At 66.1% G+C, this 25,174-nt stretch carries 20 protein-coding genes; 11 read left to right on the top strand and 9 right to left on the bottom strand.

From position 1 onward, the window contains the following. The first annotated feature begins 154 nt into the window (after positions 1-154). Positions 155-2,575, top strand: a complete 2,421-nt coding sequence (locus ACZBJS_RS32065) for a ligase-associated DNA damage response DEXH box helicase (RefSeq protein ID WP_463439732.1) — start codon at positions 155-157, stop codon at positions 2,573-2,575. Positions 2,576-2,638: 63 nt separating this feature from the next. Then, positions 2,639-3,310: a ligase-associated DNA damage response endonuclease PdeM gene (gene pdeM / locus ACZBJS_RS32060; protein WP_463439731.1), complete on the top strand. Its 672-nt coding sequence runs from the start codon at positions 2,639-2,641 to the stop codon at positions 3,308-3,310. Between the two features lie 199 nt (positions 3,311-3,509). On the opposite strand, the gene ACZBJS_RS32055 is transcribed toward pdeM, so the two are convergent. Continuing rightward, on the bottom strand, positions 3,510-4,373 hold the full coding sequence (locus tag ACZBJS_RS32055; protein WP_316398158.1) for a LysR family transcriptional regulator: 864 nt from the start codon (positions 4,371-4,373) through the stop codon (positions 3,510-3,512). Positions 4,374-4,471: 98 nt separating this feature from the next. On the opposite strand from ACZBJS_RS32055, the gene ACZBJS_RS32050 reads away from it, so the two are divergent. The 3 genes from ACZBJS_RS32050 to ACZBJS_RS32040 are packed head-to-tail and all read left to right on the top strand — an operon-like array spanning position 4,472 to position 7,548. Beyond that, positions 4,472-5,398: a DMT family transporter gene (locus tag ACZBJS_RS32050; protein ID WP_316398157.1), complete on the top strand. Its 927-nt coding sequence runs from the start codon at positions 4,472-4,474 to the stop codon at positions 5,396-5,398. Then, the gene (locus tag ACZBJS_RS32045) at positions 5,395-6,159 is read left to right on the top strand and encodes an MBL fold metallo-hydrolase (RefSeq protein ID WP_229192646.1); all 765 of its coding nucleotides are present in this window, start codon (positions 5,395-5,397) and stop codon (positions 6,157-6,159) included. Before ACZBJS_RS32050 ends, ACZBJS_RS32045 begins: the two co-directional genes overlap by 4 nt. A gap of 57 nt (positions 6,160-6,216) precedes the next feature. Continuing rightward, on the top strand, positions 6,217-7,548 hold the full coding sequence (locus tag ACZBJS_RS32040) for an NRAMP family divalent metal transporter (RefSeq protein WP_229192645.1): 1,332 nt from the start codon (positions 6,217-6,219) through the stop codon (positions 7,546-7,548). A gap of 14 nt (positions 7,549-7,562) precedes the next feature. On the opposite strand, the gene ACZBJS_RS32035 is transcribed toward ACZBJS_RS32040, so the two are convergent. Continuing rightward, entirely contained in the window at positions 7,563-8,054 is a 492-nt protein-coding gene (locus tag ACZBJS_RS32035; RefSeq protein WP_168858469.1) for an Lrp/AsnC family transcriptional regulator, read from the bottom strand. Between the two features lie 147 nt (positions 8,055-8,201). On the opposite strand from ACZBJS_RS32035, the gene ACZBJS_RS32030 reads away from it, so the two are divergent. Continuing rightward, entirely contained in the window at positions 8,202-9,512 is a 1,311-nt protein-coding gene (locus ACZBJS_RS32030; protein ID WP_463439730.1) for an aspartate aminotransferase family protein, read from the top strand. A 1-nt stretch (position 9,513) separates the two neighbouring features. On the opposite strand, the gene ACZBJS_RS32025 is transcribed toward ACZBJS_RS32030, so the two are convergent. The 5 genes from ACZBJS_RS32025 to ACZBJS_RS32005 form a co-directional block, all read right to left on the bottom strand. Then, the gene (locus ACZBJS_RS32025) at positions 9,514-10,296 is read right to left on the bottom strand and encodes a TIGR02186 family protein (RefSeq protein ID WP_168858471.1); all 783 of its coding nucleotides are present in this window, start codon (positions 10,294-10,296) and stop codon (positions 9,514-9,516) included. Beyond that, positions 10,293-11,222, bottom strand: a complete 930-nt coding sequence (locus tag ACZBJS_RS32020) for a sulfite exporter TauE/SafE family protein (protein WP_076832838.1) — start codon at positions 11,220-11,222, stop codon at positions 10,293-10,295. Before ACZBJS_RS32020 ends, ACZBJS_RS32025 begins: the two co-directional genes overlap by 4 nt. A gap of 265 nt (positions 11,223-11,487) precedes the next feature. Beyond that, entirely contained in the window at positions 11,488-12,330 is an 843-nt protein-coding gene (locus tag ACZBJS_RS32015) for a COG3904 family protein (RefSeq protein ID WP_410469798.1), read from the bottom strand. A gap of 115 nt (positions 12,331-12,445) precedes the next feature. Next, positions 12,446-16,006: a hypothetical protein gene (locus ACZBJS_RS32010; protein WP_316398153.1), complete on the bottom strand. Its 3,561-nt coding sequence runs from the start codon at positions 16,004-16,006 to the stop codon at positions 12,446-12,448. Between the two features lie 367 nt (positions 16,007-16,373). Continuing rightward, a complete protein-coding gene (locus ACZBJS_RS32005; RefSeq protein WP_057016062.1) occupies positions 16,374-16,961 on the bottom strand; it encodes a PadR family transcriptional regulator in 588 nt (195 codons plus the stop codon). A gap of 158 nt (positions 16,962-17,119) precedes the next feature. Here ACZBJS_RS32005 and ACZBJS_RS32000 point away from each other — a divergent pair, with 158 nt between their 5' ends. The 4 genes from ACZBJS_RS32000 to ACZBJS_RS31985 all read left to right on the top strand — a co-directional run bounded on the left by ACZBJS_RS32000 (position 17,120) and on the right by ACZBJS_RS31985 (position 23,009). After that, positions 17,120-17,536, top strand: coding sequence for a nuclear transport factor 2 family protein (locus ACZBJS_RS32000; RefSeq protein WP_076832836.1), 417 nt, complete (start codon positions 17,120-17,122; stop codon positions 17,534-17,536). Positions 17,537-17,642: 106 nt separating this feature from the next. Further along, positions 17,643-19,430 (top strand): acyl-CoA dehydrogenase C-terminal domain-containing protein, encoded by a 1,788-nt coding sequence (locus tag ACZBJS_RS31995; RefSeq protein ID WP_316398152.1) that lies wholly within the window; start codon positions 17,643-17,645, stop codon positions 19,428-19,430. 137 nt (positions 19,431-19,567) lie between these two features. Continuing rightward, positions 19,568-20,776 (top strand): acetyl-CoA C-acetyltransferase, encoded by a 1,209-nt coding sequence (locus tag ACZBJS_RS31990; protein WP_463439729.1) that lies wholly within the window; start codon positions 19,568-19,570, stop codon positions 20,774-20,776. Between the two features lie 19 nt (positions 20,777-20,795). Beyond that, the gene (locus ACZBJS_RS31985; RefSeq protein ID WP_316398151.1) at positions 20,796-23,009 is read left to right on the top strand and encodes a 3-hydroxyacyl-CoA dehydrogenase NAD-binding domain-containing protein; all 2,214 of its coding nucleotides are present in this window, start codon (positions 20,796-20,798) and stop codon (positions 23,007-23,009) included. 305 nt (positions 23,010-23,314) lie between these two features. Here the strand turns inward: ACZBJS_RS31985 and ACZBJS_RS31980 are convergent, their stop codons facing one another. Together ACZBJS_RS31980 and gstA are read right to left on the bottom strand one after the other, a co-directional pair. Continuing rightward, entirely contained in the window at positions 23,315-23,701 is a 387-nt protein-coding gene (locus ACZBJS_RS31980; RefSeq protein ID WP_245311319.1) for a hypothetical protein, read from the bottom strand. A gap of 158 nt (positions 23,702-23,859) precedes the next feature. Continuing rightward, positions 23,860-24,477, bottom strand: a complete 618-nt coding sequence (gene gstA / locus ACZBJS_RS31975; protein WP_057016067.1) for a glutathione transferase GstA — start codon at positions 24,475-24,477, stop codon at positions 23,860-23,862. 130 nt (positions 24,478-24,607) lie between these two features. Between gstA and ACZBJS_RS31970 the strand changes: the two genes are divergently transcribed. Further along, complete coding sequence (locus ACZBJS_RS31970; RefSeq protein WP_057016068.1) at positions 24,608-25,132, top strand: MarR family winged helix-turn-helix transcriptional regulator; 525 nt, start codon at positions 24,608-24,610, stop codon at positions 25,130-25,132. Positions 25,133-25,174: the final 42 nt, after the last annotated feature.

Raw genomic sequence — 25,174 nt, 5'->3', positions numbered from 1 at the left:
ACCAACTGCATCAAAATGCTCCCGCTCAGGTTCGCCGAACTCGTCGGCCAGCTCCTGCTCACGCGTCGATCCCTCGCTGCCATCGACAAACCTCCGCCCATCAACCCCAGCAGTCGGAAATCAACCATCTCACCTGACCAGATGGAGCTCCACTATGCCTGAATTTCCCCGGACACCCCTGCCTTTCAGGGGGAGGGAGCCCGACGATCTCGCAAGCGACGAAATTGAATCGAAGACGGTTCGCCCAGCCCTTATCTCCACCGGTCGCGGCGTTCGCCGCAGCGGCGGGCTGCACACGCTCTACATCTCGCCGCTGAAAGCGCTCGCGGTCGATATCGCGCGCAATCTGGAGACGCCGGTCGCCGAGATGGGGCTGCCGATCAGGATCGAGACCCGCACCGGCGACACGCCGGTGTCGCGGCGGCAGCGGCAGCGGCGCTATCCGCCGGACATCCTGCTCACCACGCCGGAGCAGCTGGCGCTGCTGCTGGCGTCCGACGACGCGCCGTTCCTGTTCTCTTCGCTGAAGCGCATCGTGCTCGACGAGCTGCATGCGCTCGTCACCTCCAAGCGCGGCGATCTGCTGTCGCTCGGACTTGCGCGGCTCTGGACCATCGCGCCGCAGATCCGCGCCATCGGCCTTTCGGCGACGGTCGCCGAGCCGGAGCAGCTCGCGCGCTTCCTGGTGCCGCAGCCGGGTGGCGAGAACGCGTCCGCCGACGTCGTCACCGCCGGCGGCGCCGCACCGCCGGTGGTCGAGATGCTCGACACGCGGGAACGGCTGCCGTGGTCCGGCCACAGCGCGCGCCATGCGCTGCCCGAGGTCTACGAGCTGATCAAGCGCAACAAGACCACGCTGGTGTTCGTCAACACCCGCAGCCAGGCCGAGATGCTGTTCCAGGATCTCTGGCGCATGAATGACGATGGCCTTGCGATCGCGCTGCATCACGGCTCGCTCGACGTCGCGCAGCGCCGCAAGGTCGAGGACGCGATGGCCGCCGGAAAGCTGCGCGGCGTGGTCTGCACCTCCTCGCTCGATCTCGGCGTCGATTGGGGCGATGTCGACCTCGTGATCAATATCGGCGCGCCGAAAGGTTCGTCGCGGTTGATGCAGCGGATCGGCCGCGCCAACCATCGCTTCGACGAGGCCTCGCGTGCCGTGCTGGTGCCCGCCAACCGCTTCGAGGTGCTGGAGTGCCGTGTCGCGATCGACGCCATCGCCGAGAATGCGCAGGACACGCCGCCGCTGCGCTCGGGCGCGCTCGACGTGCTGGCCCAGCACGTGCTCGGCTGCGCCTGCGGCAAGCCGTTTCTGTCCGATGAACTCTATGATGAGGTCCGGACCGCAGCGCCCTATGCATCGCTCGCACGCACCGATTTCGACGATGTCGTCGATTTCGTCGCCACCGGCGGCTACGCACTGAAGACCTATGAGCGTTTCGCGCGCATCAAGCAGGACAAGCAGGGCCGCTGGCGCGTCACCAATCCCAAGGTGCGGCAGAGCTATCGTCTCAACGTCGGCACCATTGTCGAGGAGACCATGCTGAAGGTGCGGCTGGTGCGCTCGCGCGCCGGCGGTAGCGGATCGACCGGCGCGATCGCGCGCGGCGGCCGGATGCTCGGCGAGATCGAGGAGGTCTTCATCGAGGGCCTCGTGCCCGGCGACACTTTTGTCTTTGGCGGTGAGGTGGTGCGCTACGAGGCCTTGGTTGAAGACCAGGTCTATGTCTCCCGCACCAATGATAAAGATGCAAAAGTGCCGTCCTATATGGGCGGCAAGTTCCCGCTGTCGACCTATCTTGCCGAACGCGTCCGCAAGCTGCTGGACAACAGCCGCGCCTGGAACGGATTGCCGGATCAGGTGCACGACTGGCTGTCGCTGCAGCGAAAATTCTCGCGTGTGCCGGCGGTGCGCGAGCTCTTGGTCGAGACCTTTCCGCGCGGCGGCAGCCATTATCTGGTCTGCTATCCCTTCGAGGGCCGGCTCGCGCATCAGACGCTCGGCATGCTGCTGACCCGCCGGCTGGAGCGCGCCCGCGCCCGTCCGCTCGGCTTCGTCGCCAACGAGTATGCGCTTGCGGTCTGGGGTGTCGGCGATCTCTCCTTCATGATCCGGCACGGCAAGCTCGATCTCAACGCGCTGTTCGATCCCGACATGCTCGGCGATGACCTCGAGGCGTGGCTTGCGGAATCGGCGCTGATGAAGCGCACCTTCCGCAACTGCGCCATCATCTCCGGCCTGATCGCGCGACGCTTCACCGACGAGGAGAAGTCGCGCCGCCAGGTGCTGTTCTCGACCGACCTGATCTACGACGTGCTGCGCAAGCACCAGGCCGACCATGTGCTGCTGCGCGCCGCGCGCGGCGATGCCGCCACGGGATTGCTCGATCTTCGCCGTCTCAGCGACATGCTTTCGCGCATCCACGGCCGAATCACCCACAAGGACCTCGACCACGTTTCTCCGCTTGCCGTCCCCGCGCTGCTGGAAATCGGCCGCGAGTCAGTTTATGGCGAAGCATCCGACGAGCTCCTGGCCGAGGCGGCCGAGGAACTCGTGCGGGAGGCGACGACGTAACGCTGCTACTCTGGGGAACAGGACGTGACGGCAAGCGCGCTAGCTTTGCGAGACGGTGACGACATGCGCGTTTCGAGGGTCACGGTGGCGGATGTCGGCTTCGTGGCGGATTTCTCCGGCGCGCTGTTCTGGGAAGCGCAGCGCCTGCTCGTGGTCTCCGACCTGCATCTGGAAAAAGGCTCGAGCTTCGCCAGCCGCGGCGTGCTGCTGCCGCCCTACGACACGGTCGCGACACTGAGCCGGCTCGCTGCTGTCATCGCGCGGCACGATCCGCGGCAAGTGATCGCGCTCGGCGACAGCTTTCACGATCGCGATGCGCATGAACGCCTGTCGAATCCGGACCGCGAGGCGCTCGCGGTGTTGCAGCTGCGGCGCAACTGGATCTGGATCTCGGGCAATCACGATCCGGCGCTGCCGTCCGATCTCGGCGGCGTGGTCGCGACCGAAGTCGCGATCGGTCCGATCGTGTTCCGCCATGAGCCGACCGGCGCCGCCGGCGAGATCGCCGGACACCTGCACCCCAAGGCGCGGGTGCCGACCCGCGGCCGCTCGATCGAGCGCCGCTGCTTCGCCTGTGACGGCGAGCGCGCGGTGATGCCGGCGTTCGGCGCCTACACCGGCGGCTTGAGCATCCGCGACGCCGCGTTCACACGGATTTTCGGATCGCCCGGCTTCATGGCCCATGTGCTCGGCGACAACCGCGTCCACGCGTTCGTCGCGTCACGGTGTTATTGAGGATCGCCGACCAGCTTATTCCAAGCTGCCATCATTCTCGGTGTCGTCCCGGGCAAGCGAAGCGCGACCTGGGACCCATAACTACCACTGTTCGGGATTGCGCAAAGCTGTGGCCCCAGCGCGGCATCACAACTGCATGCGGTGGTTATGGGTCCCTGCTTTCGCAGGACGACAGCAGAGATTGTTGCGCGACCTCGCCCTAAGCCGCCTTCGCCTGCACGCTCTCGCAATACTCCGCGAGCCGATCCGCCAGCCGCAATGTCGCCGGGCTGGCCTCGGGGGCGGCGACGAGGGCGACCTCGGTGCGGTCGATCGGCGCAAAGCCGTCCTTTGCTGTCAGCACGCGATGCTCCGCCTGGATCGACATTTCCGACAAAATGCTGAGCCCGAGGCCCGCGGCGACCGCGGCCTGGATGCCGGCGAGGCTGGAGGAGGTGTAGGCCATGTGCCAGTTGCGGCCGGCGCTCTCCAGCGCATGGATGGCGCGGGCGCGGTAGAGACAGCCGGAGGCGAAACCGATCAGCGGAACCGAGCCGGCAGTCGTATCGCGCGGGTGGCTCTTGCTGGTGACCCAGTGCACCCGTTCCGGCCACACCGCGATGCCGCCCTTCTCATTGGCGGCGCGCTTGATCAGCGCGAGATCGAGATCGCCGCGTTCGAGATCACGGTACAGGAACAGGCTCTGGCCGGAGCGCACGTCGAGCCGCAGATTCGGATGGCTGCGCGCGAAGGTGGCGAGCAGCTTTGTCAGCCGGTAGGCGGCAAAATCCTCGGTGATGCCGATCCGGATCGCGCCTTCGCTGCCGGGGCGCGAGAGCACGTCACGGGCCTCTTCGGCGAGCGACAATAGCCGCCGCGCATAGGTCAACAGCCGCTCGCCGGCTTCCGTCGGGGTGACGTCCTTGCCGCTGCGGATCAACAGCGGCTGGCCGACATCCTCCTCCAGGCGCTTGATCTGCTGGCTCACCGTCGACTGCGTGCGGTGGACGCGCTCTCCGGCGCGGGTGAAGCCGCCGGCATCGACCACCGAGACGAAACTGCGCAACAGCTCCAGGTCGAGCATCGCAGCCTCCATTTATAAATCAACTGCATGCCAGTCTATCATTTAATTTCCAAATATCAAAGCGCGAGCCTAGATCATGGCCGAAGGAGAATTCGCCCATGTCCGCCGCAACCTCGATGGCCGCCCCCCGCGCCCGCTTCAACACCCTGCCGCTGCTGATTGCCCTGTTCTGCCTGCTCTGGAGCTACGCCTTCGTCGCCGGCAAGATCGGCGTCACCGATTGCCCGCCGCTGATCCTGCTGGCCGCGCGGTTTTCGCTCGCCGGGGTTCTGATCCTCGCCATCTCCTGGCTGCGCCGCGACCAATGGGATCTCACCTGGCGCGATGCGGCGGTATTTGCCGTGCTCGGCGTCGCCAACAACGCGCTCTATCTCGGCCTCGGCTATACCGGCCTGAAGACGGTCTCGGCCGGGCTTGGCGCGCTGATCGTCTCGGCCAATCCGGTGTTCACCGCCATGCTGGCGGCGCTGTTCCTCGGCGAGAGCATGACCTTGCGCAAGGTGATTGGTCTCGTGCTCGGCATCGTCGGCGTCGCCTTCATCGTCTGGCATCGCATGTCGGTCGGATCGGACAGCCCGCATGGCATCCTGTTCACGCTGGCCTCGCTCGCCTCGATCGTCGCCGGCACCGTGCTGTTCAAGCTGCTGGCGCCGAAGGGCAGCCTGTGGATCGGCAACGGCATCCAGAACATCGCCGGCGGCCTTGCGGTGATGCCGTTTGCCTTCACGCTCTCCAGCGTCAGCGACATCGTGCCCAGCATGCGGCTTGCCGGCGCCTTCGCCTTCCTCGTACTCGGCGGCTCGATCCTTGCCTATCTGCTCTGGTTTCATCTCCTGAAAGTGTGTGGTGCGACCGCCGCAAGCGCCTATCACTTCCTGATGCCGCCGCTCGGCATGCTGTTCGCCTATCTCGTGCTCGGCGAGCATGTCGAATTTCGCGACCTGCTCGGGATCGTTCCGGTGGCGCTCGGCATTTACCTGGTGACCCGCCCGGCGGCAGCGGCGGCCAACAGGAGTAGGACGTGAGCATCACCATCACGCTGATCGGAGGTCCCACCGCCCTGATCGAGATCGACGGGTTCCGCCTGCTCACCGATCCGACCTTCGATGCGCCCGGCGAGTATCAATTGCCGCATGTGAAACTGGAGAAGCTGACGGGCCCCGCGCTCGGCGCGCGCGATGTCGGCGCGATCGATGCGGTGCTGCTGAGCCACGACCAGCATTCCGATAATCTCGACCATTCCGGCCGGGATTTCCTTAAAGGCGTGAAGCGCGTGCTGACGACGGAGGCCGGCGCCAGGCGGCTTGGCGGCAACGCCGAGGGCTTTGCGCCCTGGGCAAGGACCACACTGACGAAAGGCGGTAGGACGCTCACCATCACTGCGACGCCGGCGCGGCACGGGCCGGCGGGGATCGAGCCATTGTCCGGCGACGTCATCGGTTTCGTGGTCGAGCCGGCGAAGCCCGGCCGTCCGGTCTATGTCAGCGGCGACACCACCTGGTTCGACGGCGTCGCCGAGGTCGCGCGGCGCTTCGACTGCGGCGTGGTGCTGCCGTTCGCAGGCGCGGCGCAAACCCGCGGCCCCTTCCATCTCACCATGGACACCAATGACGCGATCGAAACCGCGCACGCCTTTGCGGACGCGGTGATCGTGCCGGTTCATACCGACGGCTGGGCGCATTTCCGGCAAAGCGCGAACGACCTGCGCGCGAGCTTCGATACGCTCGGCTTCGGCCGCCGTCTGCGCATCCTCGAGCCCGGCGTCGCCACGGTCATCGAGCCGTAGGTTCGCCTCAGGAACCTTGCCGGTATCCGGCTCGTTGTCAGACGGCTGGAACCGGACATGACGCGGCAAGGGACGATCCCACCACACGACAAACATGACGATGCGCCGGCGGCGAAGCCTCGGCGCCAGCCATTCGGTTTCAGCCGTGTCCTGAAGACGCTCGGACCCGGGCTGATCACCGGCGCTTCCGACGACGACCCTTCGGGGATCGGCACCTACAGCCAGGCCGGCGCGCAACTCGGCTACGGCATTGGCTGGACCATGCTGCTGACGTTTCCGCTGATGAGCGCGATCCAGGAGATCTCGGCGCGGGTCGGCCGCGTCACCGGGCATGGCATCGCGGGCAATGTATGCCGGCATTATCCGGGCTGGCTGCTCGCCGTCGTGGTGGCGCTGCTGTCGATTGCCAACACCATCAACATCGCGGCCGACCTCTCGGCCATGGCCGATGCCACAAAGCTTCTGATCGGCGGTCCGGCCATTCTCTATGTGGTGCTGTTCGGCGTGACCTCGGTGGCCGCGCAGATCTTCATGAACTACCGGCGCTACGTCACGATCCTGAAATGGCTGACGCTCAGCCTGTTCGCCTATGTCGCGGCGCTCGCCTTTGCCAAGGTGTCGTGGATGGAGGCCCTGGCCGGCGTGCTGCTGCCGCGCATCAGCTGGAGCGCCGACTATTTCACGACCATCGTTGCGATCCTCGGCACCACGATCTCGCCCTATCTGTTCTTCTGGCAGGCCTCGCAGGAGGCGGAGGAGCAGCGGGTCGACGCCACCAAGCATCCGCTGATCGAACGGCATTACGGCGCCCAGCACGAATTCTCGCGCATCCGCGCCGATACCATCACCGGCATGGCGTTTTCGAACCTGATCGCATTGTCGATCATCGTCACCGCCGCCGCATCGCTGCACGCCACCGGCAAGACCGACATCCAGACCTCGGCGCAGGCCGCCGAGGCGCTGCGCCCGATCGCCGGGCCGTTTGCCGAGGTGATCTTCGCGCTCGGCATCGTCGGCACCGGCCTTCTGGCGATTCCGGTGCTCGCGGGTGCGACGGCTTATGCGGTCGGCGAGGGCCGGCGATGGCGGGTCGGGCTGACGCGCAGGCCGAAGGAGGCGATCGCGTTCTATTCGGTGCTGGCGCTGTCGGGCGGCATCGGCATCGCGCTCAACTTCACGCCGATCGATCCGATCGCGGCGTTGTACTGGAGTGCGGTCGTCAACGGCGTGCTCGCGGTGCCCGTGATGGTGCTGCTGATGTTCATGGCCCGCCGCCGGGACGTCATGGACCGCTTTGTGGTCCGCGGATGGCTGTACTGGCTCGGCTGGCTCTCGACCGGCGCGATGGCGCTCAGCGTGATCGCGATGGGGATCGGCTTCCTGCTGTAGCTTGTTCGAACTCCTCAACCCTCGCCGAACAGCGAGCTATCGATCTTGGTCGTCGATTTGACCTTTCGCAGGATGATCGTCGTGCGGTAGCTCGCGACGTCGCTATCCGGATGCATAAGGCGGTCGAGGATGAAGGATTGATAGCGCGCGAGGTCCGAGGACACGATCCGTAGCGAGTAATCCCAATCGCCGGCAATCATGCAACATTCGACGACCTCCGGAAGGTCGATTACCTTCCGCTCGAAGCGCGTGAAGGATTCCCTGTTCTGTTGCTTGAGACGGACCTCGACGATCACGTCGAATCCGAGTCCAACCCGCGTCGGGTCCACCAGCGCCACATAGGAATTGATGACGCCGGCCTCTTCGAGCGTGCGAACGCGTCGCATGCAGGGGGCGGACGAGAGGCCGATCCGCTCGGCCAGCTCGAGATTCGTGATGCGCCCCTCGACCTGCAGCACGTCGAGGATTTTTCGGTCGATCTCGTCAATCACGATCGCGGTTCCCATTTCTTTCGCATTCTCCATCTTTTGCGCAATTGTTTGCAGAAGAAGGGCTGAAATGCATCTCAAATCGCAATGTCATTGCCCTCGCGCGCGCATAAGATGTGGTGCGAGGGTTCTTTGATCGCTGCAACCGAGCAGCAAGGAGCGGGCATGGCCGGAAATGACGACAAATCCTTTTGGGATCGCGCGCGGCGGCACCTCATTCGCTATGGCGGGACGTTCGCTCCCTTGATCATCGAGCGCGCCTCCGGGTCCTTCGTCTATGACGCCGACGGCCGGGCCATCCTGGATTTCACGTCCGGGCAGATGAGCGCCGTGCTCGGTCACGGTCACCCGGAGATCGTCCAGACCATCAGCGAGCATGCCGAACGGCTCGACCATCTCTTCAGCGGCATGCTGACGCGCCCGGTCGTCGCGCTGGCCGAGCAGCTCGCGGGCCTGCTGCCGCCGGGGCTTGATCGCGTCATGCTGCTGAGCACCGGCGGCGAGTCGAATGAAGCTGCGATCAAGATGGCCAAGCTCGCCACCGGCGGCTTCGAGACCGTCGCGTTCGCACAGTCCTGGCACGGAATGACGTCTGGCGCGGCCGGAACGACCTATTCGGCCGGCCGCAAGGGCTATGGTCCGGCGCCGGTCGGCTCGCTCGCGATCCCGACGCCGAACCCCTATCGCCCGCGCTTCGGCAACGCGGCCGACTGGCGGGCCGAGCTGGCCTACGCCTTCGATCTGATCGATCGCCAATCGACCGGCTCGCTTGCCTGCATGATCGCCGAGCCGATCCTCAGCTCCGGCGGGCTGATCGATCTGCCTGAAGGCTATCTTGCTGAGTTGAAGGAGCTGTGCCGGGCACGCGGCATGCTGCTGATCATCGACGAGGCGCAGACCGGCCTCGGCAGAACCGGCGCCATGTTCGCTTTCGAGCGCGACGGCGTCGTGCCTGATATCCTGACCTTGTCGAAGACGCTCGGTGCCGGGCTGCCTCTGGCTGCGGTCATCACCACCGCCGAGATCGAAGAGCGGTGTCACGAACGCGGTTTCCTGTTCTACACGACGCATGTGTCGGACCCGATGCCGGCCGCGGTCGGGCTGAAGGTCATCGAGATCATCCTTCGCGACAGATTGGTCGAGCGCGCCAGGATAGCGGGCGCGCGGCTGAGGGACGGGCTCCTCGCACTTCAGAACCGGTTCGAATGCATCGGTGACGTGCGCGGCAGGGGGCTGATGCAGGGCATCGAGATCGTGCGCGACCGTTACAGCAAGGAGCCTGACGAAGCGCTCGGAACGCGTGTCTCTCAGCGCTGCATGCAGCTTGGACTGAGCACCAACATCGTTCAGTTGCCCGGCATCGGCAGCGTATTCCGCATTGCACCGCCGCTGACGATCAGCGACGACGAGATCGATCTTGGCCTCTCGATCCTCAGCGACGCGTTCGAAAGCGCATTGCAAAGCAGGGCTGGCTAGATCAATCCTTGCGGAACACGATCGAGGCCATCCAGCCGGTCATCAGCGCCATGAACGCGGTGATCAGGCCGTAGACAAGGCCGTTATGCCGCGCGGTGGTGGCGACGAATTGCTCGAAGCCGACCTTGACGATCTCGAACGCGGTCTCGGCCTTGGTCACCAGCGCGCCGTCGGAAAACAGCTTGATCTCGACATTATAGGTGCCGATCGGCACCTCCGCCGGCAGCGGAATGCCGGTGCGGAACAGGGTCGGGGTCAGGAAGGTCACCGCCGAGGTCGCCTCACGGTACAGCCCGTGCTCGGAGCGCAGCCGCACGAAGGCGCTGCGGAACGGGTCGTTTGGCACCACGTCGGCATAGTCGGGCCCGACCCGCTGCATCAGCAGCACGTTGTTGAGCCCGAGCTGCTGCCGCCGCTGCACCTCGGGCGAGGCGATCTGGTCGAACGGGCGATTCGAGAACAGCGCGAGATAGCCCGGCACCTGCAGGAATTGGCGCGAGTCGGTGTTGATCCAGATGCCGAATTTGCGCTCCTTGCGCCGCGTCACCATGTCGGCGCGCGGGCCGGACACCGTGACGACGAGATCGTAATTGTTGCGATTGGCCGGCGTCTTGTCGTCCTTCTCGACCGAGCCGAACAGCACGAGCTCGCCGCCGGAATAGTTCGGCGTCACTGTGACGCGGTGGTTGGAGACCGACACGATCAGCCGCTCGGCATGAGCGGGCGCGGCCGCCAGGCTGGCGGCGGCGAGACCGATGATCGCGAGCGCCGCGCGCAGCCTCATGGCGGGGCTCCGCCGGTTTCGCGGATGCTGTAGAGGTCCTGCGGCCGGATCACCAGCTCCACCGCAAAGCGGATGCCGACCGCGAGCACCAGCAGGCCGAGCAGCAGGCGCAGATGCTCGCCGCGGATCTTCTGCCCGGCGCGGGCGCCGAACTGCGCGCCGGTGACGCCGCCGACCATCAGGATCAGCGCCAGCACGGCGTCGACCAGATGGTTGGTCACCGCGTGCAGCATGGTTGCGAACACCATGGTGACGAGGGTGAGCACCATCGAGGTGCCGATCACGGTCGAGGTCGGCACCCGCAGCACATAGATCATCAGCGGCACCAGGATGAAGCCGCCGCCGATTCCCATCACGGCGCCGATGAAGCCGATCGCGAGTCCGACCACGACCACCGGGATGACGGAGAGATAGATCTTGGAGCGCTTGAAGCGCAGCTTCAGGGGCAGGCCGTGGATCCAGCCATGGCTGCCGGGCTTGCGCAGCGCGATCGGACCGCCGCGGCGGACGCGCAGCATCGCGCGCAAACCTTCCCAGAACATCAGCCCACCGACCGTCGTCAGCAGGATGACGTAGGACAGCGCGATCATCAGGTCGAGCTGGCCGAGCGAGCGCAGGAAGGTGAAGGTCCACACCCCGAACGTGGTGCCGAGCGTGCCTCCGACCAGCAGCACCGCCGCCAGCAGCGGATCGATCGCGCGTCTGCGCCAATAGGAAATGGCGCCGGAGAACGAGGAGGCCGCGATATGGCTGGCGACGGAGGCAACCGCGACCGCGGGCGCGATGCCGACGAAGATCAGCAGCGGCGTCATCAGGAAGCCGCCGCCGATGCCGAACATGCCGGAGACGAATCCAACCGCCGCACCCATCGCCAGGATGAGGAAGACATTGACCGGAATGTCGGCGATCGGGAGATAGAGCTGCACGCGCGTCGCTTCTTGTCGGTTCGCCGCGAACTCGGCACAAGGCCGCATCACGGCGTGATGTCGTTCTGGTCGGGCATTCTCCGGCTGAACGAATCCGGTCGGCGCGCAAGACGCAGGCGAACGCGGGTCGATTGCCGCGTTCTTGCATAACTGAAATCGGCGGGGGGAGGGACTAAAGAATCCGCTCCCGAGGGCATTTTTCGCCGCACCTGGCCGCCGTCTGCGGACGTGGTTGATAATTCAGATTAATGACGCCTGTGTCGCCTCACGGCCGATCGACCGGCTTGGTGATCAGGTTCAGCGCGAGCGCTTCCTTCGGGTTCAGCCAGCGGATATCGGAGGTTTGCGACATCGCCTCGACGATCGCGGAGGAGACGCCCATCTTGGTCATGTAGCCCAGCACCATGCCCTGGATGCGTTGTGCCTCGGCGAGGGGATCGCTGACCGGCGTGCTCGTCGTGAAGCGATGCACGCCGAGCCGCGAGCCCGCGATGCCATAGCGGGTCTGGCCGCCGGCATAGACCAGGACGCAAGCGCTGGCGCAGGACGCGGGGCGGAGCTTGCCCGAGGCGCCGGCGGTGGCGACCGCGGTGACCAGCCCTCGCGTGCGGATGACCTCGCCCATGATGGCGGCCTGGTTCAGCGCGCCGCCCGGCGACGACAGCAGCACGACGTCGCCTGGTGCGAGACGCGCCTCGCTGAGCCGGTCGCGGAACCAGCTCGCGCTGGCCGAGCCGATCTTGCCGCTGATCGCAAGGGCCCGCCGGCCGCGGCCTGATCCGTCGATGTCAACGTCGGGAATCACCGCGGACGTCATGCTGGCCGCGATGTAGGTCTCGCGCCAGAAGTCCCAGGCGCCCGGCGTCGACAGGTCCCGGTAAGCCTGGATGGCGACGCTCGACAGCAGCAGCACGAAGATGATGATGGACCAGAGCGAGAACCGGAACGCGCGGGGCGGCGATGCCACGTTCCCTTGCGGCGTCGGCGGAGGCGAGGCCGAAGGGCGCGGGGCGAATGGAGACGGCGCCTGCCGCGGCGGCGCAACGCGGGGACCGGTCGGCGACGAACGGTGGCCCGTTCCATCATCCTGGCGATCGTCGACAGACAAGCCTGACCCTCCGGAACGCGCGCCCCGACGGCGCGGAACTGCGCGCCTGTCTACACGGCCGAAGGCCGGAGGTATAGGACAGCGGCGCCGTCGGGGCGCCGCAGCCGTCTCGAACCTAGTGAGCTGGAGCGGCGAGCGCCGCGGTCCGCTTCGAGGGCTGCTTGACCGGCTTCGCCGCGGCGGGCTGCGCGGCCGCGCCGTCCCAGCCGCCGGCGGGCGCCGGCACGTTGACCGCATCGCTCGGCTGCGGCTCGGCGGTGAAGGTCTGGATCGCCAGCTTCGCTGCGGCCAGCGACTGCGGGTCGAGCCGCTTGGCAATATCGTCGCGCTTGTGGCCGGCATCGGCGTCGCCCTGCGCGGCCGCGAGGCTGAACCACTTGAAGGACTCGGCGAGGTTCTGTTCGACACCGATGCCGCGGGCATAGAGGATGCCGAGATTGACCTGGCTGTCGGCAACGCCGCGATCGGCCGCCTTGCGGAACCATTGCGCGGCGCTCTTGTAGTCGGCGCCCTTGCCGCCGCCATCGGCGTCGAGCACGGCGAGATTGTGCATCGCCTTGGCGTTGCCGCGCTCGGCGGCCTGCACGTAGTAGCGTCGTGCCACATCGAAGTCGCGCTTCACGCTGAGGCCCTTCTCGTAGAAGGTGCCGAGCCGGAACATCGCGGGCACCACGCCGGCCTGCGCTGCGCGGGCATACCATTTGGCGGCTTCGTCGACATTGGTGGTCACGCCCTTGCCCTCGGCAAAGCGGACGCCGACTTCATAGGCCGCGGCCGCATCGCCCTTGATCGCGGCGCTGCGCAGCGCCGGACCACCGATCGCATCGGGCAGCTTCTCGCCCGCCGGGATCTGGACCATGGCGAGCTTGCCGCCGAGCGGCGGCGCGGTCGGAATCGTGCCGGTGACGTCGTTGGCGGCGGCTGTTGGCGCCGCGGTCGGCTCAGGCGCGGCGGCGGGTGCGGGCGCGATTGCCGGTGGGATCGTCACCTGCGCGCTGTCGAGCGTGTTCGGCGCCGGAGTATTGTTGGACTGGCGGCCGAGCGGGGTCGGCGAGGTCATCGACGGCCCGGGCACTGACGGTCCGGGTCCGCCGGACGGCGCAGCCGGGGCGGGCGCGAAGGAATTCTCGGCAGGCGGCTGCATGGGCGGCGTGGCCGGCTCGCTGTGCTCGATCGTCGGCACCTGCGGCGCGGAGCTGGTGTCGAGCAGGTTCATCGCCATCTTGGCGGTCGAGAGCAGGATCACGACCACGCTCGCGCCGACCAGCAGCGAACGGATCTTGGAGGTGATGGTCGAAGGCTGCGCCTCCGGCGCGCCAGTCGCCGTCGCGCCGGCCGCGGCCGTGCCGGCCTTGGCGGCAGCCGCCTTCGCGGCCTTGTCGGCCTTCTCCTTGGCCTTGGCTGCAGCCTTGCTCGCGGCGCGCGCCGCCTTCTCGTTGACGGGTTGCGCGGCAGCGGCCTGCGCGGCGCGGCGTGCGGCGGCGATGAAGCTCGATGTCGAGACCGGCTCCTTCTTGCCGGCGGGAAGATCAGAGATCGCGCGCTCGGAATCCGCGATCCGCTCCGACGGCGAAGCGACGCGGCCGGAGGGGCGTGTGCCCGGTTCGAGCGGATGATCCGGTGGCAGGTCCGGCGCGATCGCGGCGCGTGCGGACGCCGCATGCGGCTCGAGGATCTCGCTGATCGCACGCGGCGGCAGCGGCGGCGGCGGCGGCGCGCTCTCGACCGGCTGCGCGGCATGGAATTCGCGCGGCGCGGACATGAAGTGCTCCTGCGCCAGCGCAGGATTGGGCAATTCGGGCCTGTACGATTCAGGCTTGTACGCTTCAGCTTTGGGCTGCGCGACCGGCTGCGACATCGCCGCGCGCGGCATTTCCATCCGCGGAGCTTCCATCCGCGGTTCGGCCGGCGCGGGAGCAGGCGGCGCGGTGCGCACCGTACGCAGATCGTTCTCGATCATCGCGAGACGATCGACGACATGGCCGAGCGTGTTGTGAACGGTCTCCAGCGAATCCTGGGTGCGGCGGTCGGTCTCCGACTGGCTGAAGCGGATGTCGGACAGCTCGCGCTTCACCATGTCGACGATGCCGCTGTCCATCATCGGCTGCGGCGAGGAGGTGTTGACGTTGCGGGCGGCGTCGGCGAGCGAGGCGATGTGGGCGTGCTGCGCCTCGAGGTGCCGCATGATGTCATGCAGCGCTTCCTCGACCCGGCCGAGATTGCCGGAGCGCTGGTCGGCGGACTCCAGGCGCTCGAGCAGATACGAGACGCGCTGCTCGAGATGGGTGAATGCCGACGAACTGTCGTTGCCGACCTGCAGACGGTCGATCCGCTCCGACAGCGAGCGCAGGGCGCCTTCGATGGCATCGGTGTTGTCGTAGCCGGCCGGCCGCTCGCGGGTCTCCAGCGTCGCGGCCAATGCGGCAATGCGCTGCTCGATCCCGGCGAAGGCATCGCCATGGGTCTCGGCGCGCGACATCTGCGACAGCTGGTCGACCTTCGCGGCCAGCGCATGCACGTCCCCGGAGAGCTGCAGCAGCGCGTCGTTGGAGGCGACGTTGGAGACGATGGCGCGCAGCGCGGCGATCGCGCTCTCGAGCTGATGCACCGTCGACGGATCGTCGTTGGCGCGCAGGATCATGTCGAGCTTGGCGCCGAGATTGCGGATTGCCTCGTCGTAGCCGGTGAGCTGCTCGGCGGGCGTGAGCGTGCGCAGCGACTCGCGGATCTCCGACAGCGCGCGTTCGATGCCGGCGATCGCCTGGCCCTGGCCGTTGCGGCCCTCCTGGCGGAGCTCGTCGATCCGGTGATGCAGCGAGCGGATCTCGTTCTCGATCGACTCGATCGCCCGGCGCGGCATCGCCTCGGTGATCGCCTGGCGGATTTCCGCAAGCTCGCCGCGGAAGGCCGCGATCGACTGTTCAATATGGTCGGGCCGCTGCAGCGCCTCGATCTGGCTCGTGATCTTGAGCAGCTGACGCTCGAGCGAGGAGAAGTCGGGCCCGGCAGGCGGCGGTGGCGCATAGGCGGCCATCGGCGGCGCCGATTGCGGCATCGGCGGCGCGCCGCGCGGCGGCATCTGGCGTTGCGCTGATACGTCGAGCTCGTTCTGGCGCGCGGCGATCTCCGCGATCGCGAAATCGAACGAGGCCGGGCTCAGTGGCGGCGAGGGGCGATAGACCTGGGCTGCGGCGCGCTCGACCGCCTCCGCCTGGCGCAGCCTCTCCTCCAGTTGCCGGTCATGCATCTGCGGCTCGCGCTGCATCTGCGACTCACGCATCGGCTGTGGCTGCGGCTCGCGCGCCGGTTGCGGCCGCGAAATTTGCGACAGCCGGGCATCGAGGCGCGAAATCGCGTCGTTCAGCTGCCGCGCGACGGCGGGCTGGCCGCGCGGCACTTCGGCGCGCACCGCTTCGGCGCGCGTCAGAGGCTTTGCAATCTGTTCGATCTGGCGGGTGATGGCGTCGAGCCGCTGGTGGATATCGGCGACCTCGCGGCTTTCCCGGCTCGGCATCGGCTGCCGTTGCTCCATGCGCCAATCCGGCGGGCTCGGTTCACCGACGGTGGAGTTGAGCCAGTCGTTCAGCGACATCCCGGCGCGGCGCGCAGCCGCCTCGGCCCTGTCGCGGACGGAGGGATCGATGCCGTCAACACTCCACGATACGCGCGAATTCATGATTCCGTCCGGTCCCGACTCCGGCGCTACACCCTGCGCCCGCAGCCTCCCCGCGCATTCTCGTCAAGAGACAATCGAATTCTGCGCCGGGCGTCTGCCTCAGCTGCTGACTTTTTCCCGTCACGGTAAATAACGGGTTAAGGAATGCGGCCGACGGGCGCTAAAGTTAGGGAATCCGGGAACCTGTTGCGCCGGATCAGGACAATGCCCTGCGGTGCTGCTCCTCTTCTCCTTCCCCCTGAAAGGGGAAGGTCGGGATGGGGGTTTGCCGCACACACTGCTGCGTGTGGAGAGCGATGATCCCCACCCGCTTTGCTCTGCGAGCAAAGCGACCTCCCCTTTTCAAGGGGAGGTTGGAGATTTGTTTCTAGCCGTTGCTTTCGCGCTTGCCGTCGTCGAGCGGCAGCACGTTGCTGCGGCCGGACATCGCCGAGAGCGCGTCGAGCGCCTCCTCGCACCATTCCACCACCATGCGCTCATGGCGCATGCCGAGGCGCAGGCTGAGCATCTTGCCGACATCGGCCGGCGGCGCGGTGCCGTCGGGAAAGCGCTTGTTGAGCAGGCGCTCGTAGCGCTCATAGCGATCGCGATGATGCTCCAGCCGCGCCATCAGGTCGTTGCGCAGCGGCTCGATGTCGACGCAGTCGAGCGCATAGAGCCGGACCAGAAGGTCGTCCTTGATCGAGGGCGGCACGCTCGGGCGCGCTGCCCAGTGCTTCAGTGCCGCGCGGCCTTCGGCGGTCAGGGTATAGACCAGCTTGTTGGGCTTGCCGGACTGCACCACCTCGCGGCCCTGGACGTGCCCCTTGTCGCGCAGCCGCGAGAGCTCCCGGTAGATCTGCTGATGGTCGGCCTTCCAGAAGAAGCCGATCGACGCATCGAACGTCTTGGCGAGCTCATAGCCCGTCATCGGACGTTCCGTGAGGCAGGCAAGGATTGCGTCACCGAGTGCCAACGCCCACCTCCATCTCAGTTCCCCAAAAGGTCATTCTGAAGTTCGCTTGACTTTATGCGTTAGTGTGCATATGCGTCAATATGCATATGGTGATCGGCGTGCCGCTGTCGCGTGCGCCGATGTCCAGGCTTCTTAACCCCGCCGCAGGAGACGTCCGAATGAGCAAGCCGGGCCTCGACAAGTGGTACGCCTACATGAAGTCCCACGACACCGCCGCCCTGTGGGACCTGCTGCATCCCGACGCGGTGTTCGAAAGCCCGGTCGTGCACACGCCGCAGCGCGGCCGCGACATCACCTTCAAATATCTCACCAGCGCCGCCAAGGTGCTCGGCGGCCCGACCTTCAAGTATCTCGGCGAGTGGCGCAATGACGCCGGCGCGGTGCTCGAATTCGAGAACGAGATCGACGGCATCAAGCTCAACGGCGTCGACATCATCACATTCGATGGTGACGGCCGGATCACGCATTTCAAGGTGATGGTGCGTCCGCTCAAGGCGATCAACCTGCTGCATCGGATGATGGGCGAGGAGTTGATGAAGCAAAGCGGCGCAACGTCGCAATCACAGTCGCGATAGCATCTGCCGCGGACCTCCGGAACCGGATAAGGTCCGCTCCAACAACCCAAGGACACGCTGCGCAGCGTCGTCGCATATGCGGCCACGTGCCAGCCGGGAGACCAGCATGCCAACCTACAAAGCCCCCGTCGAAGACGTCAGCTTCCTGCTCAACGACGTTTTCCAGATCGACCGCTACGGCAATCTTCCCGGCTTCACCGATGCCTCGGCCGATGTACGCGAGGCGATCCTCGGCGAGGCCGCCAAGCTCAGCGAAGAGGTGCTGCAGCCGCTCAATCGCACAGGCGATCTCGAAGGCTGCAAGCGCAATGACGACGGCAGCGTCGCCACGCCGAAGGGCTTCAAGGAAGCCTTCAAGCAGGTCGCCGAAGGCGGCTGGCTCGGCCTCTCGGCGCCGACGGAATTCGGCGGCCAGGGCCTGCCGGTGACGCTCTCGCAGGCGGTCAACGAATTCCAGATCTCCGCCAACATGGCGTTCTCGATGTATGGCGGGCTGACCATGGGCGCGACCGCGGCGCTCCTGGTGCACGGCACCCCCGAGCAGAAGCAGACCTATGTGCCGAAGATGGTCGCCGGCCAGTGGACCGGCACCATGAACCTGACCGAGCCGCAGTGCGGCACCGATCTCGGCCTGCTCCGCACCAAGGCGGTGCGCCAGGCCGACGGCAGCTTCAAGATCACGGGCACCAAGATATTCATCTCCGCCGGCGAGCACGACCTCACTGAGAACATCATCCATCTGGTGCTGGCGCGCATCGAAGGCGCGCCGGCCGGCATCAAGGGCGTCTCGCTGTTCGTGGTGCCGAAGGTGCTGGTCAATGCCGACGGCTCGCTCGGGGCTCGCAACGGCGTCAGCTGCGGTTCGATCGAGCACAAGATGGGCATCCACGGCAATTCCACCTGTGTGATGAACTACGACAACGCCACCGGCTGGCTGATCGGCGAAGAGAACAAGGGCATGCAGGGCATGTTCGTGATGATGAACGAGGCTCGCCTCGGCGTCGCCGTGCAGGGCCTCGCGCAGTCCGAGGTCGCCTATCAGAACGCGGTCGCCTATGCCCGCGAGCGCCTGCAGGGCCGCTCGCTGACCGGCGTGAAGGAACCCGAGAAGCCGGCCGATCCGATCATCGTGCATCCCGACGTGCGCCGCACGCTGCTCACCATCCGCGCCTTCAACGAGGCAGCGCGCGCCATGGTGGTGTGGACCGCGCTGAAGAGCGACGTCGCGCACCGCTCCAACGACGCTGGGGATCGCCAGGCTGCCGACGATCACATGGGCCTGATGACGCCGGTGCTGAAGGGCGTCCTAACCGACACCGGGTTCGCCAACACGGTCTCGGCGCAGCAGATGTTCGGCGGCCACGGCTACATCGCCGAGCACGGCATGGAGCAGTTCGTGCGCGATGCGCGCATCGCGATGATCTATGAAGGCGCCAACGGCATCCAGGCGCTCGACCTGGTCGGCCGCAAGCTGCCGCGCGACGGCGGCCGTGCCGCAATGGCGTTCTTCGGCGAGGTCGGCGCTTTCGCCAAGGAGCATGGTGCCGACGAGGCTATGAAGCCGTTCATCACCCCGCTCTCCACCGCGCTCGGCCATCTGCAGCAGGCCACCGGCTGGCTGATGCAGAACGCGCTGGCCAAGCCCGACAATGCCGGCGCCGCGGCGACCGACTACATGAAATTGTTCGGCCTCGTCGCGCTCGGCTACATGTGGGCGAAGATGGCCAAGGTGGCGCAGGACAAGGCCGCCGCCAGCACCACGCCGTACCTCAACACCAAGCTCGTGACCGGCCGCTTCTTCATGGAGAAGTTGCTGCCGGAGACCGCCGTGCATCTGGCCCGGATCCAGAGCGGCAGCGCCACCACGATGGAATTGGCCGCGGAAGCGTTCTGAAGCGTTTTCCAGCGAAGTGGAGACCGGTTCGCGTGAAGAAAACGCGTCAAACAAGAAAGCCTTGAAAAATTGCCGCCGCACTGCTGCGGCGGCGTGTCCTTCCGTATATATTATGATCCTCATATCAAGGAGGCGTCATGCCTGAGGCATACATCTACGATCACGTTCGTACCCCGCGCGGCCGCGGCAAGGCCGACGGCGCACTGCACGAGGTCACCGCGCTGGCGCTCGCCACGGTGCCGCTGAAGTCGCTCAAGGAGCGCAACAGTCTTCCCGAGGATTCCGTCGACGACGTCGTGCTCGGCGTGGTCGACCCGGTCGGCGAGGCCGGCTCGGACATCGCCCGTTTCGCGGCGCTGAACGCCGGCCTCGGCGAGAAGGTGCCGGGCGTGCAGATCAGCCGCTTCTGCGCCTCCGGCCTCGATGCCGTGAACTTCGCCGCAGCCCAGATCATGAGCGGCCAGCATGAGCTCGTGATCGGTGGCGGCGCGGAATCGATGAGCCGCGTCGGCATCGGCGCCTCCGGCGGCGCCTGGCCGATGGATCCCTCGATGGCGGTGCCGGCCTATTTCATGCCGCAGGGCATCTCGGCCGATCTGATCGCGACCAAATACGGTTTCTCGCGTGACGACGTCGACGCTTACGCGGTGCAGAGCCAGCAGCGCGCGGCCAAGGCCTGGGACGAGGGCCGCTTCGGCAAGTCGGTGGTGCCGGTCAAGGACGTCAACGGCCTGACCATCCTCGCCAAGGACGAGCACATGCGCCCGACCACGACGATGCAGTCGCTGGCGCAGCTGCAGCCGTCCTTCGCGGCGATGGCGGCGATGGCCGGCTTCGACGCGGTGGCGATCCAGTCGCATCCCGAGGTCGAGAAGGTCAATTACGTGCATCACGCCGGTAATTCCTCCGGCATCGTCGACGGCGCCGGCGCCGTGCTGCTCGGCAGCAAGGAGGCGGGCGCCAAGCACGAGTTGAAGCCGCGGGCGAAGATCCGCGCATTCGCCAATATCGGCTCGGAGCCCGCGATGATGCTGACCGGCCCGGTCGACGTCACCGAAAAGCTGTTCGAGCGCTCCGGCATGAAGAAGTCGGACATCGACCTGTTCGAGCTCAACGAGGCCTTCGCCTCGGTGGTGCTGCGCTACATCCAGGCGTTCGACATCGACAACGCCAAGATCAACGTCAATGGCGGCGCGATCGCGCTCGGCCATCCGTTAGGGGCGACCGGCGCGATGATCCTCGGCACCGTGCTCGACGAGCTCGAGCGCACCAACAAGGAAACCGCGCTCGTGACGCTGTGCATCGGCGGCGGCATGGGCACCGCCACCATTATCGAGCGCGTCTGAGGCGAGGGGAGCGAGCAACATGGCTTACAAGAATTTCAAGTTCGACGTCGACGCCGACGGCATTGCGCTCGTCACCTGGGACATCCCTGATCGTTCGATGAACGTGTTCGACGAGATCTCGACCCAGGAGATCGGCGAGATCATCAAGCAGACGACCAGCGATCCTGCGATCAAGGGTGTCGTGATCACCTCGGCGAAGGAGGCGTTCTGCGCCGGCGCCGACCTCTCGATGCTCGAGGGCATGAACCACTCTTACGCGCAGCTTTTCAAGGAGAAGGGCGAGGAAGCCGCGAACCAGATGCTGTTCGAGCAGAGCCGCCAGATGTCGCAGTCGTTCCGCGCGATCGAGACCTCGGGCAAGCCGTGGGTCGCCGCGATCAACGGCCTTGCGCTCGGCGGCGGCTTCGAGATCACGCTGGCCTGCCACTACCGCGTCGCGGCCGAGAACCCGAAGACCCGGCTCGGCCTGCCCGAGATCAAGGTCGGCCTGTTCCCCGGCGCCGGCGGCACCCAGCGCGTGCCGCGTCTTGTGCAGCCGGCGGACGCGATGCAATTGCTGCTCAAGGGTGAGGCGGTCAATCTCACCCGCGCCAAGGCACTCAACCTGATTCACGCGGTGGTGCCGGCAGCCGACCTGATCAAGGCCGCGAAGGACTGGATCAAGGGCGGCGGCAAGGCGGTCGCGCCGTGGGACGAGAAGGGCTTCAAGCTGCCCGGCGGCCCCGTCTTCTCCAAGATGGGCATGCAGATGTTCCCGGCCGGCAACGCGATCTATCGCCGCGAGACCTACGACAATTATCCGGCCGCGCGCGCCATCATGAGCTGCGTCTATGAGGGCCTGCAGCTTCCGATCGACGCCGCGCTGCGGGTCGAGTCGCGCTACTTCACCAAGGTGCTGCGCTCGAAGGAAGCGGCGGCGATGATCCGGTCGCTGTTCCTGTCGATGCAGGAACTGAACAAGGGCGCCCGCCGCCCGGCGGGCGTGCCGCCGACCAAGGTCAAGAAGCTCGCCGTGATCGGCGCCGGCTTCATGGGCGCCAGTGTCGGCTATGTCTCGGCGCAGGCCGGCATCGACGTCGTGCTGGTCGATCGCGACCAGGAAAGCGCCGACAAGGGCAAGGGCCACGCCAAGACCGTGGTCGACGGCCTGATCGCCAAGGGACGGATGAAGCAGGACGCGGCCGATGCCATCCTGGCGCGGATCTCGGCCACATCAGACTACAACGTGATCTCGGACTGCGACCTCGTCATCGAGGCGGTGTTCGAGGATCGCAAGGTCAAGGCGGATACCTATGCCAAGGCCCAGCCGCTGTTGAAGCCGGGCGCGATCTTCGCCTCCAACACCTCGACGCTGCCGATCAATTCGCTGGCCGAGGAGTTCAAGGACCAGGGCAAGTTCATCGGCATCCACTTCTTCTCGCCGGTCGAGAAGATGATGCTGGTCGAGATCATCCTCGGCAAGAACACCGGCGACGTCGCGCTGGCGACCGCACTCGACTATGTGCGCGCGATCGGCAAGACGCCCATCGTGGTGAACGACTCGAGGGGTTTCTTCGCCAACCGTTGCGTGATGCGTTACATCTCCGAGGGCAACGAGATGCTGCTCGAGGGCGTGCCGCCGGCGATGATCGAGAACACCGCCAAGATGGCCGGCATGCCGGTCGGGCCGCTGTCGCTGCAGGACGAGGTCGCGCTCGATCTCGGCCTGAAGATCACCAAGGCGACCGAGGCCGATCTCGGCCCCAACGCGATCGACCAGGCGCAGAAGAAGCTGATGGTCGAGATGGTCGAGAAGCAGGGCCGCTTCGGCCGCAAGAACGGCAAGGGCTTCTACGACTATCCCGAGAAGGGCAAGGGCCAGAAGAGCCTGTGGCCGGGGCTCGCCAATCTGCAGCCGAAGCAGCTCGATCCCGACACGCTCAGCGTCGAGGAATTGAAGCAGCGCTTCCTGGTGGTGCAGGCGGTGGAGGCCGCGCGCACCGTCGAGGATCACGTCATCACCGACGTGCGCGAGGCCGATGTCGGCTCGATCCTCGGCTTCGGCTTCGCGCCCTTCACCGGCGGTGCGCTGTCCTACATCGACTTCATGGGCACCAGGAACTTCGTCGCACTCTGCCACAGCTTCGAGAAGAAGTACGGCTCGCGCTTCACGCCGCCGAAGCTGCTCGAGGAGATGGCCGCCAAGGGCGAAACCTTCTACGGCCGCTTCCCGCCGAAGAAGCAGGCGGCGTAAACTTCTGAAGCGAACTCGCGCAGGATCAAGCCGGTCATCGATCCGACTTGATCCTGTTGTGCGACGGTCATGCGCGTCAAAGTCCCGCCACGCTCGTTCCCCACTGGCACCACGCTGCTGGCATCACTCTTGCTCGTCGATCGCCGGGGCGACGATCAGCGTGAGGGTGTCGTGCGATGAGTTCTGCGCTCGGGGAAAATGCCGCGGAGGTCGTGGCGAAGGATCCGTTGCCTTCGTTGCCGCCGTCGCGGCGGTGGAAGCCGCTGCGTCTGCGGGGCAAAGGCCCGTCATGGGCCGGCCTCGCGCTACTCGTTCTGGCCGCGGATATTGTGCTCGCCGCGACGGTCTGGCAGGCCGTCAATTTCTTCCGCCATTGAGCCGTCAGTCTCCGGCGAGAGCCAGGCGCCGGCGAGATAGGCGAACTGGTTGAAGGCAAGACAGGCGACGACGACCGGCGCGCCGGTGGCAAAGGAAAAGCCGTCGGATTGGAGCACGATCGCCGCGAGCACCGCGACCAGCGGCGACTCCAGCATCAATGTCCAAACCCGAAAGTACAAACTGGTTGCCAGCCCAACCAGGGTGCTGGTCAATAAAAGGGTAAAGGCGATCGTCACATTTTTAGACCAGTTGGAGCGGAGGGCGCGCCGCAGGTCATAGTCGGTCAGTTGGATCGCTCGAACAAGGACGGCCACGCCCTCAGCCGGAACTACACCGACTTAGTATTAATCGCTTTAATGCAGGTTAAATTGAGACGTTCCGCCTCCGGTGTCGAGAGAGAGGATCGGCGAACCCACAACAAAAAAGAGCCGGATCGGCCGACCCGGCTCTATCGCGGTCGCTGTGAGCGAGCTCAGGCCGCCTTGAGCAGGCCTTCCTTCTTCAGCGCCTCCTGCACCTTCGGGCGCGCCGCGACGCGGGCCTTGTAGGCGGTCACGTTCGGCAGGCCGGAGAAGTCGAAGCCGAGCCGATCCTGCGCCCACATGATCATGGTGAAGAGGTAGCCGTCGGCGACCGTGAACTGGTTGCCCATCAAATAGTCGCGTCCGGCGAGCTGGCTCTCGACATATTTGAACTTGCCCATGGCGCGGTCCTTGAAGAAGGCCTTGGCGTCGTCGGCGAGCACGGGCGAGAACATCGGGCCGAGATTCTTGTGCAGCTCGGTCGTGGTGTAGTTCAGCCATTCGAGCAGCTTGTAGCGCTCGTTGGAGTCCCGCGCCGGCGCCAGCTTCTTATCGGCGGCCTTGTCGGCGATCATCTGGATGATGATCGGCCCCTCGGTGACCATCTCGCCGGTATCCAGCGCCAGCGCCGGCACCTGGCCCTTGGGGTTCACCTGGAGGAAATCGTCGCCGTTTTCGAGCTTCTTGGCGCGGAGATCGACCTTGACCAGGTCGTAGGGCAGCCCGGCCTCGAGCAGGGCGATATGGGGGGAGAGGGAGCAGGCACCGGGGGTGTAATAAAGCTTCATAGGGGTATTCCTTCCCTTGTTCTTGGCGTCCGGAGAGGGATTGCCTACATGCGCCTGCATGAAATAGTCAAGATTGATGCAGATGCATTCAGTGCGGTACAGTCGGTGCCGGGACCCTATGAGCTAGACCATGAAACGCAAGCTATCGAGCGAGGCGACGGCCGCCTGGATCCGTCTGATGCGGGTGCCGAGCCGGGTGCTGGACTGCGTCGAGCAGGATTTGAAGAAGGCCGGTTTTCCGCCGCTCGCCTGGTATGACGCCTTGCTCGAGCTGTCGCGCGCACCGTCGGGCGAGCTGCGCCCGGTCGAGCTCGAGCGCCAGATGCTGATCCCGCAATATTCGACCTCGCGGCTGATCGACAAGCTGGTCGACGAGGGGCTCGCCGCCCGGCGCGAATGCAAGATCGACAAGCGCGGCCAGTTCGTCGAGATCACCGACGCTGGACGCGAGCTGCAGAAGAAGATGTGGAACGCCTATTCCGCCGCGATCGACAAGCATGTCGGCTCCAAATTGTCCGACGCCGACGCGACCAGGCTGTGCGGTCTGCTCGACCGGCTCGGCTGCGCCTGCGGCGACGCCAAGGGCGACGTCAAGAACGAGACCAAGGCTGATAGCAAGGCTGCGCCCGCGCGAGACGGTGTGCCTGCCCGATGATATTGCTGATTCCATCATCCGCAGCCGTAGTGGCGCGCGGAT

It is taken from the genome of Bradyrhizobium sp. KZN70725, from assembly GCF_055264925.1.
The sequence above is the reverse complement of the archived record's forward strand: the minus strand, read 5'-3'. Positions and strand labels throughout refer to the sequence as shown.

Coding starts and splice junctions, on each gene's coding strand:
- ACZBJS_RS32065 (WP_463439732.1), top strand. CDS start 155: ATGCCTGAATTTCCCCGGACACCCCTGCCTTTCAGGGGGAGGGAGCCC.
- pdeM (WP_463439731.1), top strand. CDS start 2,639: ATGCGCGTTTCGAGGGTCACGGTGGCGGATGTCGGCTTCGTGGCGGAT.
- ACZBJS_RS32055 (WP_316398158.1), bottom strand. CDS start 4,373: ATGCTCGACCTGGAGCTGTTGCGCAGTTTCGTCTCGGTGGTCGATGCC.
- ACZBJS_RS32050 (WP_316398157.1), top strand. CDS start 4,472: ATGTCCGCCGCAACCTCGATGGCCGCCCCCCGCGCCCGCTTCAACACC.
- ACZBJS_RS32040 (WP_229192645.1), top strand. CDS start 6,217: ATGACGCGGCAAGGGACGATCCCACCACACGACAAACATGACGATGCG.
- ACZBJS_RS32035 (WP_168858469.1), bottom strand. CDS start 8,054: ATGGGAACCGCGATCGTGATTGACGAGATCGACCGAAAAATCCTCGAC.
- ACZBJS_RS32030 (WP_463439730.1), top strand. CDS start 8,202: ATGGCCGGAAATGACGACAAATCCTTTTGGGATCGCGCGCGGCGGCAC.
- ACZBJS_RS32025 (WP_168858471.1), bottom strand. CDS start 10,296: ATGAGGCTGCGCGCGGCGCTCGCGATCATCGGTCTCGCCGCCGCCAGC.
- ACZBJS_RS32010 (WP_316398153.1), bottom strand. CDS start 16,006: ATGAATTCGCGCGTATCGTGGAGTGTTGACGGCATCGATCCCTCCGTC.
- ACZBJS_RS32000 (WP_076832836.1), top strand. CDS start 17,120: ATGAGCAAGCCGGGCCTCGACAAGTGGTACGCCTACATGAAGTCCCAC.
- ACZBJS_RS31995 (WP_316398152.1), top strand. CDS start 17,643: ATGCCAACCTACAAAGCCCCCGTCGAAGACGTCAGCTTCCTGCTCAAC.
- ACZBJS_RS31990 (WP_463439729.1), top strand. CDS start 19,568: ATGCCTGAGGCATACATCTACGATCACGTTCGTACCCCGCGCGGCCGC.
- ACZBJS_RS31985 (WP_316398151.1), top strand. CDS start 20,796: ATGGCTTACAAGAATTTCAAGTTCGACGTCGACGCCGACGGCATTGCG.
- gstA (WP_057016067.1), bottom strand. CDS start 24,477: ATGAAGCTTTATTACACCCCCGGTGCCTGCTCCCTCTCCCCCCATATC.
- ACZBJS_RS31970 (WP_057016068.1), top strand. CDS start 24,608: ATGAAACGCAAGCTATCGAGCGAGGCGACGGCCGCCTGGATCCGTCTG.